Source organism: Bradyrhizobium sp. MOS001 (assembly GCF_004634465.1).
In the GTDB taxonomy this organism is placed as follows: domain Bacteria; phylum Pseudomonadota; class Alphaproteobacteria; order Rhizobiales; family Xanthobacteraceae; genus Bradyrhizobium; species Bradyrhizobium barranii.
This window is the reverse complement of sequence record NZ_SPVJ01000013.1, coordinates 52,829-67,104: the sequence shown is the minus strand read 5'-3', so window position 1 is coordinate 67,104 and position 14,276 is coordinate 52,829. Positions and strand designations below refer to the sequence as shown.

13 protein-coding genes are annotated in these 14,276 nt (G+C 63.2%); 8 read left to right on the top strand and 5 right to left on the bottom strand.

All coding sequences use genetic code 11. The features are described 5' to 3' along the window. Window positions 1-113: 113 nt before the first annotated feature. A complete protein-coding gene (locus CT676_RS18620) occupies window positions 114-1,343 on the top strand; it encodes an acyl-CoA dehydrogenase family protein (protein ID WP_135215125.1) in 1,230 nt (409 codons plus the stop codon). 9 nt (window positions 1,344-1,352) lie between these two features. Then, on the top strand, window positions 1,353-1,916 hold the full coding sequence (locus CT676_RS18615; RefSeq protein WP_135215124.1) for a flavin reductase family protein: 564 nt from the start codon (window positions 1,353-1,355) through the stop codon (window positions 1,914-1,916). Between the two features lie 24 nt (window positions 1,917-1,940). Here CT676_RS18615 and CT676_RS18610 read toward each other — a convergent pair whose 3' ends face one another. Further along, entirely contained in the window at window positions 1,941-2,849 is a 909-nt protein-coding gene (locus CT676_RS18610) for an NAD(P)-dependent oxidoreductase (protein WP_167768086.1), read from the bottom strand. 166 nt (window positions 2,850-3,015) lie between these two features. Here CT676_RS18610 and CT676_RS18605 point away from each other — a divergent pair, with 166 nt between their 5' ends. The 6 genes from CT676_RS18605 to CT676_RS18580 all read left to right on the top strand — a co-directional run bounded on the left by CT676_RS18605 (window position 3,016) and on the right by CT676_RS18580 (window position 9,368). Next, the gene (locus CT676_RS18605; protein ID WP_135215122.1) at window positions 3,016-3,999 is read left to right on the top strand and encodes an ABC transporter substrate-binding protein; all 984 of its coding nucleotides are present in this window, start codon (window positions 3,016-3,018) and stop codon (window positions 3,997-3,999) included. A 75-nt stretch (window positions 4,000-4,074) separates the two neighbouring features. Next, the gene (gene ilvD / locus CT676_RS18600; RefSeq protein WP_135215121.1) at window positions 4,075-5,769 is read left to right on the top strand and encodes a dihydroxy-acid dehydratase; all 1,695 of its coding nucleotides are present in this window, start codon (window positions 4,075-4,077) and stop codon (window positions 5,767-5,769) included. A gap of 121 nt (window positions 5,770-5,890) precedes the next feature. Then, on the top strand, window positions 5,891-6,736 hold the full coding sequence (locus tag CT676_RS18595; protein ID WP_167768085.1) for an ABC transporter ATP-binding protein: 846 nt from the start codon (window positions 5,891-5,893) through the stop codon (window positions 6,734-6,736). Further along, on the top strand, window positions 6,733-7,518 hold the full coding sequence (locus CT676_RS18590; protein WP_135215119.1) for an ABC transporter permease: 786 nt from the start codon (window positions 6,733-6,735) through the stop codon (window positions 7,516-7,518). The genes CT676_RS18595 and CT676_RS18590 overlap by 4 nt, the downstream gene beginning before the upstream one ends. After that, window positions 7,515-8,282 (top strand): ABC transporter permease subunit, encoded by a 768-nt coding sequence (locus tag CT676_RS18585; protein ID WP_135215118.1) that lies wholly within the window; start codon window positions 7,515-7,517, stop codon window positions 8,280-8,282. The genes CT676_RS18590 and CT676_RS18585 overlap by 4 nt, the downstream gene beginning before the upstream one ends. Before the next feature lie 39 nt (window positions 8,283-8,321). Beyond that, window positions 8,322-9,368 carry a peptidase M29 gene (locus CT676_RS18580; RefSeq protein ID WP_028156630.1) on the top strand — a complete coding sequence of 349 codons (1,047 nt, stop codon included), beginning with the start codon at window positions 8,322-8,324 and terminating at the stop codon, window positions 9,366-9,368. Here CT676_RS18580 and CT676_RS18575 read toward each other — a convergent pair. From CT676_RS18575 to CT676_RS18560, 4 genes are read right to left on the bottom strand one after another with little or no spacing between them, the layout of a single operon-like run. Further along, window positions 9,365-10,357, bottom strand: coding sequence for a 3-hydroxybutyryl-CoA dehydrogenase (locus CT676_RS18575; protein WP_135215117.1), 993 nt, complete (start codon window positions 10,355-10,357; stop codon window positions 9,365-9,367). The two genes, CT676_RS18580 and CT676_RS18575, sit on opposite strands and share 4 nt — an antisense overlap. A 3-nt stretch (window positions 10,358-10,360) precedes the next feature. Then, window positions 10,361-11,449, bottom strand: a complete 1,089-nt coding sequence (locus CT676_RS18570) for an NAD/NADP-dependent octopine/nopaline dehydrogenase family protein (protein WP_135215116.1) — start codon at window positions 11,447-11,449, stop codon at window positions 10,361-10,363. Continuing rightward, complete coding sequence (locus tag CT676_RS18565) at window positions 11,446-12,972, bottom strand: long-chain fatty acid--CoA ligase (protein ID WP_135215115.1); 1,527 nt, start codon at window positions 12,970-12,972, stop codon at window positions 11,446-11,448. Before CT676_RS18565 ends, CT676_RS18570 begins: the two co-directional genes overlap by 4 nt. 2 nt (window positions 12,973-12,974) lie before the next feature. After that, window positions 12,975-14,264 (bottom strand): acyl-CoA dehydrogenase family protein, encoded by a 1,290-nt coding sequence (locus CT676_RS18560; RefSeq protein WP_135215114.1) that lies wholly within the window; start codon window positions 14,262-14,264, stop codon window positions 12,975-12,977. Window positions 14,265-14,276 lie beyond the last annotated feature (12 nt).

The following is a 14,276-nucleotide window of genomic DNA, read 5'->3' as shown; positions in this document are numbered from 1 at the left end:
CATCGCATTCCTGCGAACAGCTGGGGTGTAGGGGCGACCACGCAACGTTAACCCTGCCCAGCTTGATTTGGCGAAGTTCCCGCCGCATAACTATGTGAAAGCGAGGGACACGAATGGCGCCTGGTCAAGAGCCGAGCATGGGCCAGCCGACGGGGCAGGAAGCCGGCGAACGCGCCTATGCGGCAATGATCGCGAGGACCCGGGCGCTCGTGCCGCGGCTGCGAGAGCGGGCTGCCCGTACGGAGGAACTGCGGCATCTTCCGACGGAAACCGAGAAGGATCTCCACGACGCCGGCCTGTTCCGCATGCTGCAGCCGAAGCGCATCGGCGGTGCCGAGCTTGACTATGTCGCTCTTGTCGACTGCGCCGAACTGCTGGGAATGGCGGATGCGTCAGTGGCGTGGAATCTCGCTAACCTGGCGAGCCACCATTGGATGCTCGGCATGTTCGAGCAGAAGGCGCAGGATCTGGTCTGGCGCCGTGATCCCGACGCGCTGATTGCGTCCTCGTTCATTTTTCCAGCTGGTCGTGCCACGAGGGTCGAGGGCGGTTACAGGTTGCACGGCAGCTGGCCGTTCTCCTCGGGCGTTGCCTCCTGCGAATGGAACATGCTTGCAAGCGTTGTCTATTCTGACGACGAAGCGGACGGCATCGAGTACCGAATCTTCCTGTTGCCGAAAGTCGACTACAAGGTGCTCGACACCTGGAATGTTACGGGACTGCGCGGTACCGGCTCCTGCGACGTCGAAGTCAGGGACACTTTCGTGGCCGACTATATGACGGTCGCGGTCGGTGATCTTGCCGGCGGCCCGACGCCGGGAAGCAAGGTCAATCCCAATCCGCTGTATTCGCTACCTGTGTTCTCGCTTTTTCCTTACGTCCTCTCTGGCGTCGCGCTGGGGAACGCTCAAGTATGTCTCGACGATTATGCGGAGGTCGCGCGTCATCGCATCTCGACCTACAACCGTGCCAAGCTCAGCGACTTTCAAAGCACGCAGATCAAGATCGCGGAAGCCTCGGCCAAGATCGACGCTGCGCGCCTGATCATGCGTTCGGCCTGCGTCAATGCAATGGAAGATGCGAGGCGCGATCGTATTCCTGATATGGCGACCAAGACCAGATATCGTCGCGATGGAGCATTTTCGGTGAATCTGTGCACCGACGCAGTTTCGATGCTGTTTGCGGCGAGCGGAGCGCGCGGTCTGTTCACGACGGGCGTGTTGCAGCGGCAGTTCCGCGATGCGCACGCGATCAACTCGCATCTTGCGTTCAACTTCGATGCGGCCGGAACCAATTACGGACGGGTGGCTCTGGGCCTGCCGTCCGAGAATCTCACGCTGTGAGGCCGGCCGATGAATGATTTGCCGAAGCAGCCGGCCATTTCCGATCCAGCCAATGAACTCGCCAGCGACAGTTCGCCGATCGATCCTCGCGATTTTCGCAACGCGCTTGGCTCATACGGAACGGGCGTAACGATCATCACGGCCATGGCCGCTGATGGAAAGCCCTATGGCATCACCTGCAATTCGTTCGCGTCAGTCTCGCTGAATCCCCCTCTGGTCCTGTGGAGCCTCGGATTCTATTCCTCAAGCCTCCCCGTGTTTCAGAACGCCAGCCATTTCGCCGTTCACATACTCGGCACGTCGCAGCAGGCGCTTGCAAACAAATTTGCAAAATCGTCCGAGGACAAGTTCGCCGGGGTCGACTGGACCCCGGGCCTCGGGAACGCGCCGGTGCTTGCCGAGAGTGTAGCCAACTTTCAATGCCGATCGGTCAATCGCTATTATGGCGGTGACCACGTGATCTTTCTCGGCGCGGTCGAGGCCTATGCCTACAGTGCCAAGGAGCCCCTGCTGTTTGCGCGCGGGGGGTATGGCCGGTTCCTAGCTGATGATGAACGCAAGAAGTTGCCATAAGGCGATTCAAGGACGCGCGTCGGCTCAGCGGTCTGTGGCCGAGAGCTTGTAGATTTCCAAAGCGTCCGCGTCGGCGCCGCGTGCAGCCTTGGCCAGCCTGAATATCTGTCCCGCGAGGGTCGCCATCGGCACCGGCGTTGACGTCGCCTGGGCGACATCGGCGACCGTGTCGAGATCCTTGAGCATTGTCGCGATATGGCCAAGCGGCGGCGAGTGGATGCCCTGGACCATGCGCGGCACGAAGAGTTGAAGCGGGATGGAATCCGCAAAGCCGCCGGCGAGCGCCTCGGGCAGCCGGCTTGCGTCAATTCCTGCGTTCGAGGCAAGGCGCGTTGCTTCCGCCAGAACGGCCATCGCGCATCCGACGATCACCTGGTTGCAGAGTTTTGTGGTTTGGCCAGCCCCGATCGGGCCCATGTGGGTGAACCTGCGTGCTATGTGCAGCACGTAGGGCCGTGCCCGCTCGATGTCAGCAGCTTCTCCGCCGGCCATGATGGCGAGCGTGCCTTCCTCTGCGCCCTTGGTGCCGCCGGACACCGGCGCATCTATCCAGCCTGCGCCATTCGCGTCTTTCAGCCGCGCTGCAAGATCGCGCGCGGCGTCGGGATGGATTGACGAGAAGTCAACGACGAGCTTGCCTGCGCCGGAAGCCGCTGCAAGACCGTCGGGGCCGAAAATCACGTCTTCGACGGCGGCGGCATCGGTTACGCACATGAAGACGATATCCGCGTTCGCCAACATGTCGCGGGGCGTGGCTGCGCGCCTGGCGCCGGCCGCGACGAGCGGAGCGACCTTGCCCTCCGAACGATTCCAGACAGCGACCTGATGGCCGGCTTTGAGCAAGCGCCGGGTCATCGGCGTTCCCATCAGTCCAAGGCCGAGATAGCCGAGCCTCTCGACGCCCTGCGGGTTTGTCTTGCTCGCATCAGCCATAGGTTGCCTCCTTCTGTCGCAGCGCAAACGCCGCCTTACCATACATTGCGGGTCGGACAGCGAAACCGTCCGGCTCGCATGGCTTGCCTGATTGTTTGAACCATGAAACATTTGAGTGGTCGGGTTGGGCGGCGCCGGTCGGCGCCGGAGCAGCGGAGTGGGCACGATGCGAACCGTTTCGAAGTGGATCCTGGCTTTGGGAGCGGCCGCGGCTGCGAGCGCGGGGGCAGGCCCGTCATGGGCACAGCAGACCATTCGCGTCGGCTGGACCATTCCGGCCGAGGAATCCAAGTACTGGATGATGCGCAGGCCGGCTGAGTTTCCCAATATCGGCAAGGCCTACAACATCGAATGGACCCAATTTCAGGGCACCGCGCCGATGACGCAGGCATTGGCGGCCGGCGCGCTGGACTGCGCGACGCAAGCGCCGCTGTCGCTCGCCAACGGTGTGGTTGGCGGCAATCTCAAGGCCTACATCGTGGCGCAGCACGTCTTCGAGAAGCCCGGCGGTTTCTCGGTCTATTGGGCGGTGATGGATGACTCGCCGATCAAGACGATCGCCGATCTCAAAGGCAAGACGGTCGGCATTTCCGTGATCGGCGGCGGCACGCAAGGCCCCTTCAACCTGTTGCTCAAGCAGAATGGTGTCGATCCGGCGAAGGACATCAAGCTGGTCGAGGTCGGATTTGCCGTCTCCGAAGATGCTCTGCGTCAGGGCCGCGTCGACGCAGTCAACATGAACCAGCCGTTTGCCGCACGTGCGGAGGCGAAGGGGGGCACAAGAAAGCTGTTCTCGTTGTCGCAGGCGATGCCGAACATCGTGCACATCCTGGAAGCCTGCCGCGCTGATTTCGTCGACAAGAACCCCGACTTGGTGAAGGCCTACGTGCGTGACATTACCTCAGGTATGAAGAAAGCGCTGGCCGACCGCGAAGAGACGCTAAAGGTCGTGAATGAGGTTCTGAAGGCGCCTATTCCGGTGCTTGAGACCTATCTGCTCAAGGACAACGATTTCGGCCGCGATCCGGGTGCGGCGCCGAACTTCCCCGCGATCCAGAAGATGCTGGACATCTACGCGGAGACCGGAATGCTGCCGAAGCTGGATGCCATGCAGTTCAAGCACGCGACGATCGTCGCGCCGCTGGAATAGGCGACGGGCGAATTGTCCCGACAAGGGGCGCGGCGTCCCGGATCATCCCGGACGTTGCATGAAAAAGATGCGCGCATGAAGAAGTTGCGATCACGGGTCACGACTGACGGCCTCGACCGGGCCCCACACCGCGCTTTCATGCGCGCAATGGGGCTCGACGACGCAGCGATCGCCAAGCCGATGGTGGGCGTCGTCAGCATGAAGGGCGAGCAGACGCCCTGCAATATGACCCACGACTTCCAAGTGGCCGCGGCAAAGACGGGAATCGAGGAGGCGGGTGGCACGCCGCGCGAATTCTCCACCGTGTCGGTCTCCGACGGCATCAGCATGAATCACGAGGGAATGAAGTTTTCTCTCTTTTCGCGCGAGCTGATTGCCGATTCGATCGAAGCCGTCGTTCATGGTCTCGCCTATGACGCGCTGATCGGGTACGGCGGATGCGACAAGACACTTCCCGGCGTGATGATGGGCATGGTTCGTTGCAACGTACCGTCCATTTTCATCTACGGCGGCAGCTCGCTGCCGGGCCGGGTGGACGGGCGGACGCTCACGGTGCTCGACTCCTATGAAGCTGTCGGCAGCTTCATGACCGGAGAGATCGACGGCACCACGCTCGAACGGATCGAGCGCGCCTGCCTGCCGACCATTGGCGCGTGCGCGGGCCAGTTTACCGCGAACACGATGGGGATGGTGTCGGAGGCGATGGGGCTGACCATTCCCAACGTCTCGATGGTGCCCGGTGTCTATGCCGAACGTGCACAGATCTCGCGCCGCGCCGGGCGGCTGGTGATGGAGATGCTGGAACGTGGCGGCCCGCTGCCGCGCGACCTCGTGACTCGGAAATCCCTCGAGAACGGTGCGGCGATTGTTGCCGCCACGGGCGGCTCGACCAACGCTGCGCTGCATCTGCCGGCGATCGCGAATGAGGCCGGGATCGCATTCACGATCGATGACGTCGGCAAGGTCTTTGCCAGGACGCCGCTGATTGGAAACTTGCGGCCGGGCGGCAAGTACACTGCGAAGGATGTCTACGACATCGGCGGCGCGGCCGTCGTGATCCGCGAGTTGATCCAGAGTGGGCACATCGATGGGAGCTGCTTGTCCGTCACGGGGCGCACGCTCGCCGAAGAATATGGCGCGGCCAACGCTCCCGATGGTGAAGTCGTTTACGCGTCTCGTGCGCCGATCATGCCTGATGGTGGCGTGGCGGTTCTGAAGGGCAATCTCTGTCCAGACGGTGCGGTGATCAAGGTCGCAGGTTTAAAGAGTCAGCACTTCGAGGGCGTTGCGCGCGTCTTCGAAGATGAGGAGGCGTGTGTCAAAGCGGTCCGTGACCGCGCCTACACGGCGGGCGAGGTGCTGGTGATCCGCAATGAAGGGCCAGTCGGCGGCCCGGGCATGCGTGAGATGCTCGGCGTTACCGCGCTGATCTACGGCCAGGGTATGGGCGAGAAAGTGGCCCTGATCACCGATGGACGGTTCTCCGGCGCTACTCGCGGCATGTGCATCGGCTACGTGTCCCCCGAAGCGTTTGTCGGCGGTCCGTTGGCGCTTGTTCGCGACGGCGACAGGATCCGGATCGATGCCGCAAACCGGCGGATGGATATGCTGGTCGACGACCAGGAACTCACGGCGCGCCGACGCGATTGGAAGCCGAGGCCGCCCCGTCACCGTGCAGGTGCGCTCGCAAAGTATGCGCGGCTGGTCGGACAGGCGCCGGGCGGGGCCGTCACACATGAGGGCCCTGCAGAATGGCCTTGGTTCGAATGACGCGCCGCTTCCGTGCGAGAATGACCGCCTGTCTGGCAAGTTTCTTGCTAAGCTCTGGCTGATGGAGGACATCAACGGATCGGTTGCGTGACGTTCGCGCGTGAGTCAAGCGAGAGACGGGATGAGGGTAGTGCCTTCGAGATCGAGCGAATGGGTGAATCCGGTGACGTCACAAAGGCCGGCTTCTGCGATCATCGAGATCGACCGCGTCTCCCAGGTTTTCCAGACCTCGGCGCGCAAGGATCATTTGGCGCTATCGGACATCTCGCTGACGATCGGGGAAGGAGCCTTCGTTTCCATCCTTGGTCCGTCCGGCTGCGGCAAGTCGACACTTCTTTATATCGTCGGCGGCTTCGTCAACCCGACCAGCGGCGTGGCGAGGATGAAGGGACAGACGATCACGGGGCCGGGTCCGGATCGCGGACCAGTGTTTCAAGAGTTCGCTCTGTTTCCCTGGAAGACCGTGTTGGGCAATGTGATGTATGGCCCGCGCCAGCAAGGTGTGCCTGCCACCGAGGCCGGAGCACAGAGCCGGGCCTTGATCGAGATGGTCGGCCTCAAAGGCTATGAGAACTTTTATCCCAAGGAGCTCTCGGGTGGAATGAAGCAGCGCGTCGCGCTGGCCCGGACATTGGCTTACCACCCTGAAGTTCTGCTGATGGACGAGCCGTTCGGCGCGCTCGACGCGCACACCCGTACACGCCTCCAGAATGATCTCCTGAACATCTGGGAGCGTGACCGCAAGACGGTGCTGTTCGTGACCCATTCGGTCGACGAGGCCGTCTTCCTGTCGGACAAGGTCGTGATGATGTCGAAATCTCCCGGCCGCATTCGGCAGGTGATCGACATCGATCTGCCTCGGCCGCGTCGCCGCAACGAGCTGTTGCTCGATCCGCGCTACCAGAAATACGTCGTCGACATCGAGCGCATGTTCGACGAGGTTGACGAAACCGGAACGCCGTCATGACATCGCTGGCTGCAGCCTCCAGACGTGCCGCCCCGGTGTTCGCTTGCATCGGGCTGCTGGCGGTGTGGCAGGTCGCGTCGCTCGCGCTGAAGAACGACAGCTTTCCGACGGCGATCGAGGCGATCCGCGCGATCCCGGACATCCTTGGCGACAAGGAGTCGCTGATCAACATCCTGGCCTCGCTTCGCCGCATGGCGATCGGGTTCGGCGTAGCCGTGCTGGTTTCGATCCCGCTGGGTCTGTTGATGGGGCGTAGCCGCGCCGTCGCGGCCTTCTTCAACCCGCTTCTAATGGTGATCTATCCGGTGCCGAAAGCGGCGCTGATGCCGATCATCATGCTTTGGCTGGGCGTCGGCGACATCACGAAGACGCTGGTGATCTTCCTCGGCGTCAGCCTCCCCGTGATCTATCACAGCTTTGAGGGCGCCCAGGCCGTCGAAGAGAAGATGCTGTGGTCGGGCGCCGCGATGGGACTTTCGCCGCTGCAACGGCTGGTGCGGATCGTGCTGCCGGCGGCGCTGCCGGAGATCCTGACCGGATGTCGCACCGGTCTCGTGCTGGCGCTGATCACGATGATCACCAGCGAGATGATCGCCCGCCAGTCCGGCGCCGGCAACATTCTGTTCAATGCGCTGGACATGGGCCAATACGACACCGTCTTCGCGATGATCATCATCGTGGGGGCGATGGGAATTTGCCTCGATGCGATTTTCGAGCGGGTCCGCGCACGGCTGGTGCGCTGGTCCGAGCCTCAGTTCGACATGCCGCTGAGCTTCTCATGACATCGCGTCTTCCCTCAGCAAACGTCGTTCTCGGGCTCGCGCCAATTGCGCTGGTGATCGCGGTTTGGCAAGGCCTCGTATCGTTCGGCTTTGCGCCTGCGGTCTTGCTGCCGCCCCCGGGATACGTCTTCAGCAGGTTGCTCCAGCAACTCGTGACGTGGACGTTTCAGCAGGAGATCGCGGCGACCCTGATCCGGCTGTTTGCCGGCTTTGCGATTGCGGTCGTGCTCGGTGTAAGTATCGGCATCGCCGCGGCCGCCAATCAAGCGATCAATGCCGTAGTTCGGCCAATCGTGCGCGTATTGGCGCCGTTGCCTAAAGTCGCACTCTATCCGGCGCTGTTGCTTCTGCTCGGCTTCGGCCACGGATCGAAGATCACGCTGGTGGCGGCGGACGCACTCTTTCCCATTCTGCTGTCCACTTATTACGGCGCATCAGCCGTCGAGCAGAAGCTGATCTGGTCGGCGATGGCAGCGGGAACGCCGCGCTATGAAATCTTGTTCAAGGTGGTCTTGCCGGCAGCGATGCCCTCGATCCTGACCGGCTGCCGGATCGGCCTTGTCATTTCCTGCATCGTGGTGTTTCTGGCCGAGATGATCACGTCGACGGACGGGTTGGGGCACGTGCTGGTGACGGCGGCCCGAACTTTTCAGGCCGTCGACATGTTCGTACCGCTGATCACGATTTCGCTGCTGGGGTTGATCCTGAACGGCTTGCTGGGTGCCCTGCGATCGTATCTCTTGCGGGGCTTCCCCGAAGCGTGATCTGACTGAACAAAGAAACCAGAAGACCGGGAGTGAACCATGCTGGCGGATCGCATCGAGGCAAAATGGATCGACGCGTTTTGCGAGATCTTTGAGCGCTGCGCCGTCAAGGCCGGCGACACCGCGGCAATCCTCTCGGAAACCCAATCGCGCGCGCTGAACGTTCATTTGGCGGAGCTCGCCCTGCTGCGGATGGGCGCGCGGCCGTTTCATGTGGTGATGCCGACGCCACGTAACCGGAATATCGTGCCGGTTCGCTCGACCGGGGCAAGCGAGGCAATCCAGCGGCTTGGTCCGGTCATCACCGCACTCCAGCAGGCCGGCTTTGTGGTGGATTGCACCATCGAGGGCCTGATGCATGCGGTGGAAACGCCGGAGATCCTCAAGGCCGGTGCGCGGATACTGGTGATCTCCAACGAACATCCGGAAGCGCTGGAGCGGATGGTGCCGGATCCCGCACTCGAGAAGCGCGTTCGCGCGGCGGCGAAGTTGTTGCGTGGGACGAAGCGGATGCGCGTGACATCGAAGGCCGGCACGGCGCTCGACGTTGACATGGTCGGTGCGTCCACGGTCGGCGTGTGGGGCTGGACCGACAAGCCCGGCACGCTGGCGCACTGGCCGGGTGGCATTGTGGTTAGCTTTCCCAAGAGCGGAACGATCAACGGGACGTTGGTGATGGCCCCCGGTGACATCAATCTGACCTTCAAGCGCTACCTGGCGTCCCCGGTGAAAATGACGCTGAAGGACGATTATGTCGTCGAGCTGGAGGGCGAGGGCACAGATGCCGCGATGATGCGCGCCTATCTCGCAGCGTGGGGCGATCGCGAGGCCTATGCGGTCTCGCATGTCGGTTTCGGCATGAATCCGGGAGCCCGCTACGAAGCCCTCTCGATGTATGACCAGCGCGACACCAACGGCACTGAAATTCGTGCCGTCTCCGGCAATTTCCTGTTCTCGACCGGCGCGAACGAATTTGCCGGCCGCTACACGGCGGGCCACTTTGATTTGCCGATGATGGGAACGACGATCGAACTCGACGGCGTCGCGGTCGTTCGCGAAGGCGTGCTGCAGGACGTCTTCGGCTAGCTGCGGTCGAGGACCGGTGGGCGCGCCAGGCCGAAATGCCGGAGCAGGTCGACCATGGCCTGAAGCCGCTTAACGCGATAGGCGTCGACGTCCATGCCTGAATAATCGAGGAAGCCGGCACCCGTTCGCAAGCCGATGCGGCCTTCTTGCATATTGCGGGAAATGACGTCTGGCGCGCGATAGCGATCGCTGCCGAGCGCGCCTTCGAGATACCGGCTGGCGTAGTACAAGATGTCGCCGCCGCCCCAGTCGATGAACTCGAGCAGTCCGAGCACGGCATAGCGGAAGCCAAAGCCGTAACGGATCGCTTTGTCGATCTCCTCGGCGCTGGCGACGCCCTCCTCGACCATGCGTGCGGCCTCGTTCATCGCCAGCGCCTGGATGCGCGGGACGATGAAGCCGGGCGTCGCCGCGCACACCACGGGGACCTTTCCGATGGCTTCGAGCAGCGCCTTGACCTCATCGATGATGGCGGGATCGGTGGCTTTGCCGGGTGAAACCTCGACCAGCGGGATCAGATAGGCCGGATTGAGCCAGTGCACATTGAGGAAGCGCCGAGGGTTCACGATCGCCCCAGCGAGATCGTCGACGAGGATGGTCGACGTGGTCGAAGCGATGATCGTATCCGGGCCGACCTGCTTTGAGGCCGCCCCCAGCACCTCGCGCTTGAACTCGACGACCTCGGGAACGCCCTCGAAGACCATCCCGGCTTCGGCCAGCGCTGCGCTGCTTCGGCTGGCTGGTACCACCGAGACCCGTGCGATAAGCGGATCGACATCTGCCTCGCTCAGCAGTCCCAGCTTCGACAGGCTGGCAAAGGTCTTCCTGACTTCGTCGAGCGCGTCCGCCTCCAGCCTGGCGAAATCTTCCGCGGAACGGCCCTTGATATCGATCATCGTGACCGTATGCCCTGCGTAGGCGAACGCGACGGCGATGCCGCGTCCCATGCGGCCGGCTCCCAGACAGGCGATATTGGCGCGACTGGTCATCGGTTAAAACCCCGTACGGAGAATCGTCTGTAGTTCGGCCTTGCCGAGATTGCCTAGTCCGAGCGTCTCGAGCGTTCGGCCGCCTTGCGCAAAATCCTCACCGCACACAGCGCCGCCGATGGAGAGGAATGCTCTGGCCAGCGGCGTGGATACACCCGCGATGCCGGCAACGGAGACCAGCAGCGACAGCCCAAGCCGCAGATCCTCACGCATATAGCGGTGCTCGGTCAGCACGATCCGCTCACGCCAGTCGCCGGAATCGGTCAGCCGGTCGTGCGAGCCACGGCCATACATCCAGATCTCGCCCTCTTTGGCGTAGTGGTGGGCCAGCGGAAAATGCGGTGCGCCATAGCCAAGCGCTTCGCGCACCGCGATTCGTTCTGCGTCGAGCGCGTCGGTCACCCGGCGGATCGCGGCCTGCGTTCCTTCCTTGTGGATGTCCCATCGTTCGAAATGCTCGATCGGGCCCGCGTTCATCACGATCAACGGCGGGTGAATAATGGGCCCAGCATTCATCAGCGCGCCGGAGAGTGCATCGCCGCAGGGCTCGATCGCATCAGGGAAAGCGCGTCCGATCACTTCGATTGCATGCGCGGCCCGATCGAGCGGAAACACGCCAACCGGCAACCGCTTGGCGCGGATGGTAATCGCGACCTCGAACGGCCCGTGCTTGCGGGTCAGCCAAGGCAGCGTGCCGGTCTCGGCAAAGCTCGCCTTGGCGTGGTTTCCGGCATCCCGCGCGGCTTGGGCGAAGATCATCGAGCCGAATGTGGCGGGCGGCAGGAACACGACCTGGCCGTCCTGCAAATGCGGAGCGAGCAAACGAGCAATGTCCGGCTGCGCGAAGGCAGGGGCGGGGCACAGAATCAGCTCGGTGCCATCAATTGCTTCGGCGATGTCGGTCGTCACCAGCGCGAGCTTCACATCGTGCCGGCCATTATGATCCTTCACCAGGATGCGCGAGCCGGCCGCGCGATGCGCCGTCACCTGATCAGCGTCGCGGCGCCAGAGCTGGACCTCATGCCCGGACAGCGCAAAATCGCCCGCGGCCGCGAAAGAGCCGTTTCCCCCACCCAGAACTGCAATCTTCAAGATGCTTCTCCTTGCGCGCGCGATTGCGCATCAAGCTGCTTCAGCAGGAAATGCTGGACCTTGCCCAGCGCCGTGCGCGGCAGGTCGTCGACGAAGACGATGTCGCGCGGAACCTTGTAACGGGCGAGCTGCGTCTGAAGATGCGCTCTCAGCTCCTCCGCTTCGAGCCGGCAGCCGGACCGCCCGATGACATAGGCGATCGGCACCTCGTCCCAGCGCGGGTCCGGCCGGCCGATCACGGCGCATTCGCTGACATCGGGATGTTCGAGCAGGACGCGCTCGATCTCGGCCGGATAGACGTTCTCGCCGCCGGAAATAATCACATTCTTCTTGCGGTCGCGGACCCAGAAATAGCCGTCGGCGTCGCACAGGCCGATATCGCCGGTGCGATACCAACCGTCGTGCAGCGCATCGCGCGTGGCATCCGCATTGCCCCAATATTCGAAGAACACGTTGGGCCCTCGCACGGCGATTTCGCCCGGCGTACCCGCAGGGACCTCATTGCCGGCCTGATCGATCACCTTCGCTTCGCAGCACAGGCCGGCAAGTCCGGTCGATCCCGCGCGCGAAAGATCGCCGCCAAGCCGGGTGTAGATTGCGATGGGGCAGGTTTCCGTCGAACCATAGACCTGAAGCACCGGAACATCGCGCGCCACGAAGCGATCGATCAGGTGCGGTGGCACGATGGTCGAGCCGGTCGAGACGGCCTTGAGCGACGAGAGATCGGTCGTTGTCCAGGCGGGATGCTCGCTCACGGCCTGGAGGATTGCAGGCACCATCACCGTCAGGGTCGGTCTTTCCCGTTCAATGGCCGCGAGCGCAGTATCTGGCGTGAAGCGGGCGTGGATCGTGACCGTCGCACCAAGCTGCAGCGCCGGCGTGGTTTGGATGTTGAGGCCACCGACATGGAAGAACGGCAGTACCGTCAGCACGCGATCATCTGACGTCATGTTCTGCATGTGCTGGCTCATGACGCCGTTCCAGAACAAGGCTTCTTGCCGCAGAACAGCGCCCTTCGGCCGTCCCGTCGTTCCAGACGTGTAGACGACGAGCAGCGGGCAGGAGAGATCAGTGTGCGGATTGCGGCCGCTGCCTTCGCTGCGAGCCAGCAGGTCTTCGAATGTTACGCCCCGCGACGGCGCGAAATCGAGGCCGATGACGGCCGTCCCCGGCGCAAGCTCCGGGAGAACTCCGGCAAATGCCTGCTCGAGTACCAGGACCTTTGCGCCCGCATCGGTGAGAATGAAGCGCTGCTCGGCAACCGCCAGCCGCCAGTTCAGCGGCACCAGCATCGCACCAAGTCGCGCGCATGCGTAGAGCAGAACCAGATAGTCCGGCCGGTTCAGGCTCAGGATTGCGACGCGGTCGCCTCGGCCGACGCCGAGCTCCTGCTTCAACGCCGTGGCGGTCCGTTCGATGCGCGCGGCGAGTGCGGCGTAGCTCAGCCGCTCACCCTCGAAGGCGATCGCCGTCTTGTCTGGCGCGAACGCCGCGTTGCGATCGATCAGACTACAGAGGTCCACGGTCAGTCGTCCGTTTCACCGGCCTCGTACAGCGCCTCGCGCCCGATCCGGTCGAGGCAGAGCTCGGCGGTCCAGGGCAGCATGAGCGAGCCGCAGCGGCTGTCGCGATAGATGCGCTCCAGCGGCAGCGAGCGGAGCATGGCCTGACCGCCGCAGGTGCGGATCGCGAGCGCGGCGAGCTCATTGGCGCCCTCCATCACCGAATATTGCGCGGCATAGGCGCGCAGCACCTGCTCCTTGCTTGGATTGGCGCGGGCCTCGGTGACGGCCTGGAACCAGATCGCCTTGATCTGCTCGAGCTTGATCTGCATCTGCGCGACCGCGATCTGCTTGGTGGGGTACATCCGGCGCTTGACCGGCGGCATGCCCGGTACCTCGCCGCGAAGATAGCGCACGGTGAAATCATAGGCGGCTTGCGCCAGGCCCATATAGGTCGGCGACAGCGTCAGGAACATGTGAGGCCAGCGCATCGCCGCCTGGAAATAGACGCCGCGCGGCATCAGCGCGGAATCCTCAGGGACGAACACATCCTTGAACAGCAGCGTGCGAGAGACTGTGCCGCGCATGCCGAGCGGATCCCAGTCGCCGACTACCGAGACACCGTCCGATTTCGCGGAGATCGCGAGGTAAAGGGTGTTGCGGCGCGAGGCTTTTTCGCCCTCCTCCATCTCGGTGCAGAGCACGCCGTAATAGTCGGCATGACCGGACAGCGATGCAAAGATCTTCTTGCCGTTGACGATCCAACCGCCCTTTACGGGCTTTGCTTCCGTGCCGAACGCGACGCCGCCGGCCGCGGCCGCTCCGCCCTCGGAAAAGGGCTGCGAGTAGATCGCGCCATCCTCGACGATACGCTTGTAATGCACCGCGCGCCGCCGCTCGTGCTCGGCGCGGGTCTCCGCGTCCATGTCGAGATCGTCGGCGAGCGGACCGGACCACAGGGTCGAGCAGACGTGCATGTTCCAGGTGAGGGCGGTCGCGCCGCAATAGCGGCCGATTTCCGCTGCCGCCAGTGCGTAGGTTTGATAGTTCGCGCCGAGCCCGCCATGCTTCTTGGGCACCGCGATGCCGAGTAGGCCGACGCGATGCAGGTCGCGATAGTTCTCAGTCGGGAAAATCGCCTCGCGATCGTAAGTCGCCGCGCGACCAGCGAACACGCTTTGGCCGATCTCGCGGGCGCGCGCGATGATGCCGGCCTGCTCGTCGTTCAGGCGGAATGCGACGGGATCGAAGATCGGCGTATCCAGCGCGACCTTGTCGGTTACGCCGATGTTCTTGCTGACTTGCATGGTCATTGCGCAGCCACC

Excerpts from the sequence above, each read along its gene's own strand:
- CT676_RS18620 (WP_135215125.1), top strand. The coding sequence starts at position 114 with ATGGCGCCTGGTCAAGAGCCGAGCATGGGCCAGCCGACGGGGCAGGAA.
- CT676_RS18595 (WP_167768085.1), top strand. The coding sequence starts at position 5,891 with ATGAGGGTAGTGCCTTCGAGATCGAGCGAATGGGTGAATCCGGTGACG.
- CT676_RS18585 (WP_135215118.1), top strand. The coding sequence starts at position 7,515 with ATGACATCGCGTCTTCCCTCAGCAAACGTCGTTCTCGGGCTCGCGCCA.
- CT676_RS18590 (WP_135215119.1), top strand. The coding sequence starts at position 6,733 with ATGACATCGCTGGCTGCAGCCTCCAGACGTGCCGCCCCGGTGTTCGCT.
- CT676_RS18605 (WP_135215122.1), top strand. The coding sequence starts at position 3,016 with ATGCGAACCGTTTCGAAGTGGATCCTGGCTTTGGGAGCGGCCGCGGCT.
- CT676_RS18560 (WP_135215114.1), bottom strand. The coding sequence starts at position 14,264 with ATGACCATGCAAGTCAGCAAGAACATCGGCGTAACCGACAAGGTCGCG.
- CT676_RS18615 (WP_135215124.1), top strand. The coding sequence starts at position 1,353 with ATGAATGATTTGCCGAAGCAGCCGGCCATTTCCGATCCAGCCAATGAA.
- ilvD (WP_135215121.1), top strand. The coding sequence starts at position 4,075 with ATGAAGAAGTTGCGATCACGGGTCACGACTGACGGCCTCGACCGGGCC.
- CT676_RS18610 (WP_167768086.1), bottom strand. The coding sequence starts at position 2,849 with ATGGCTGATGCGAGCAAGACAAACCCGCAGGGCGTCGAGAGGCTCGGC.
- CT676_RS18580 (WP_028156630.1), top strand. The coding sequence starts at position 8,322 with ATGCTGGCGGATCGCATCGAGGCAAAATGGATCGACGCGTTTTGCGAG.
- CT676_RS18575 (WP_135215117.1), bottom strand. The coding sequence starts at position 10,357 with ATGACCAGTCGCGCCAATATCGCCTGTCTGGGAGCCGGCCGCATGGGA.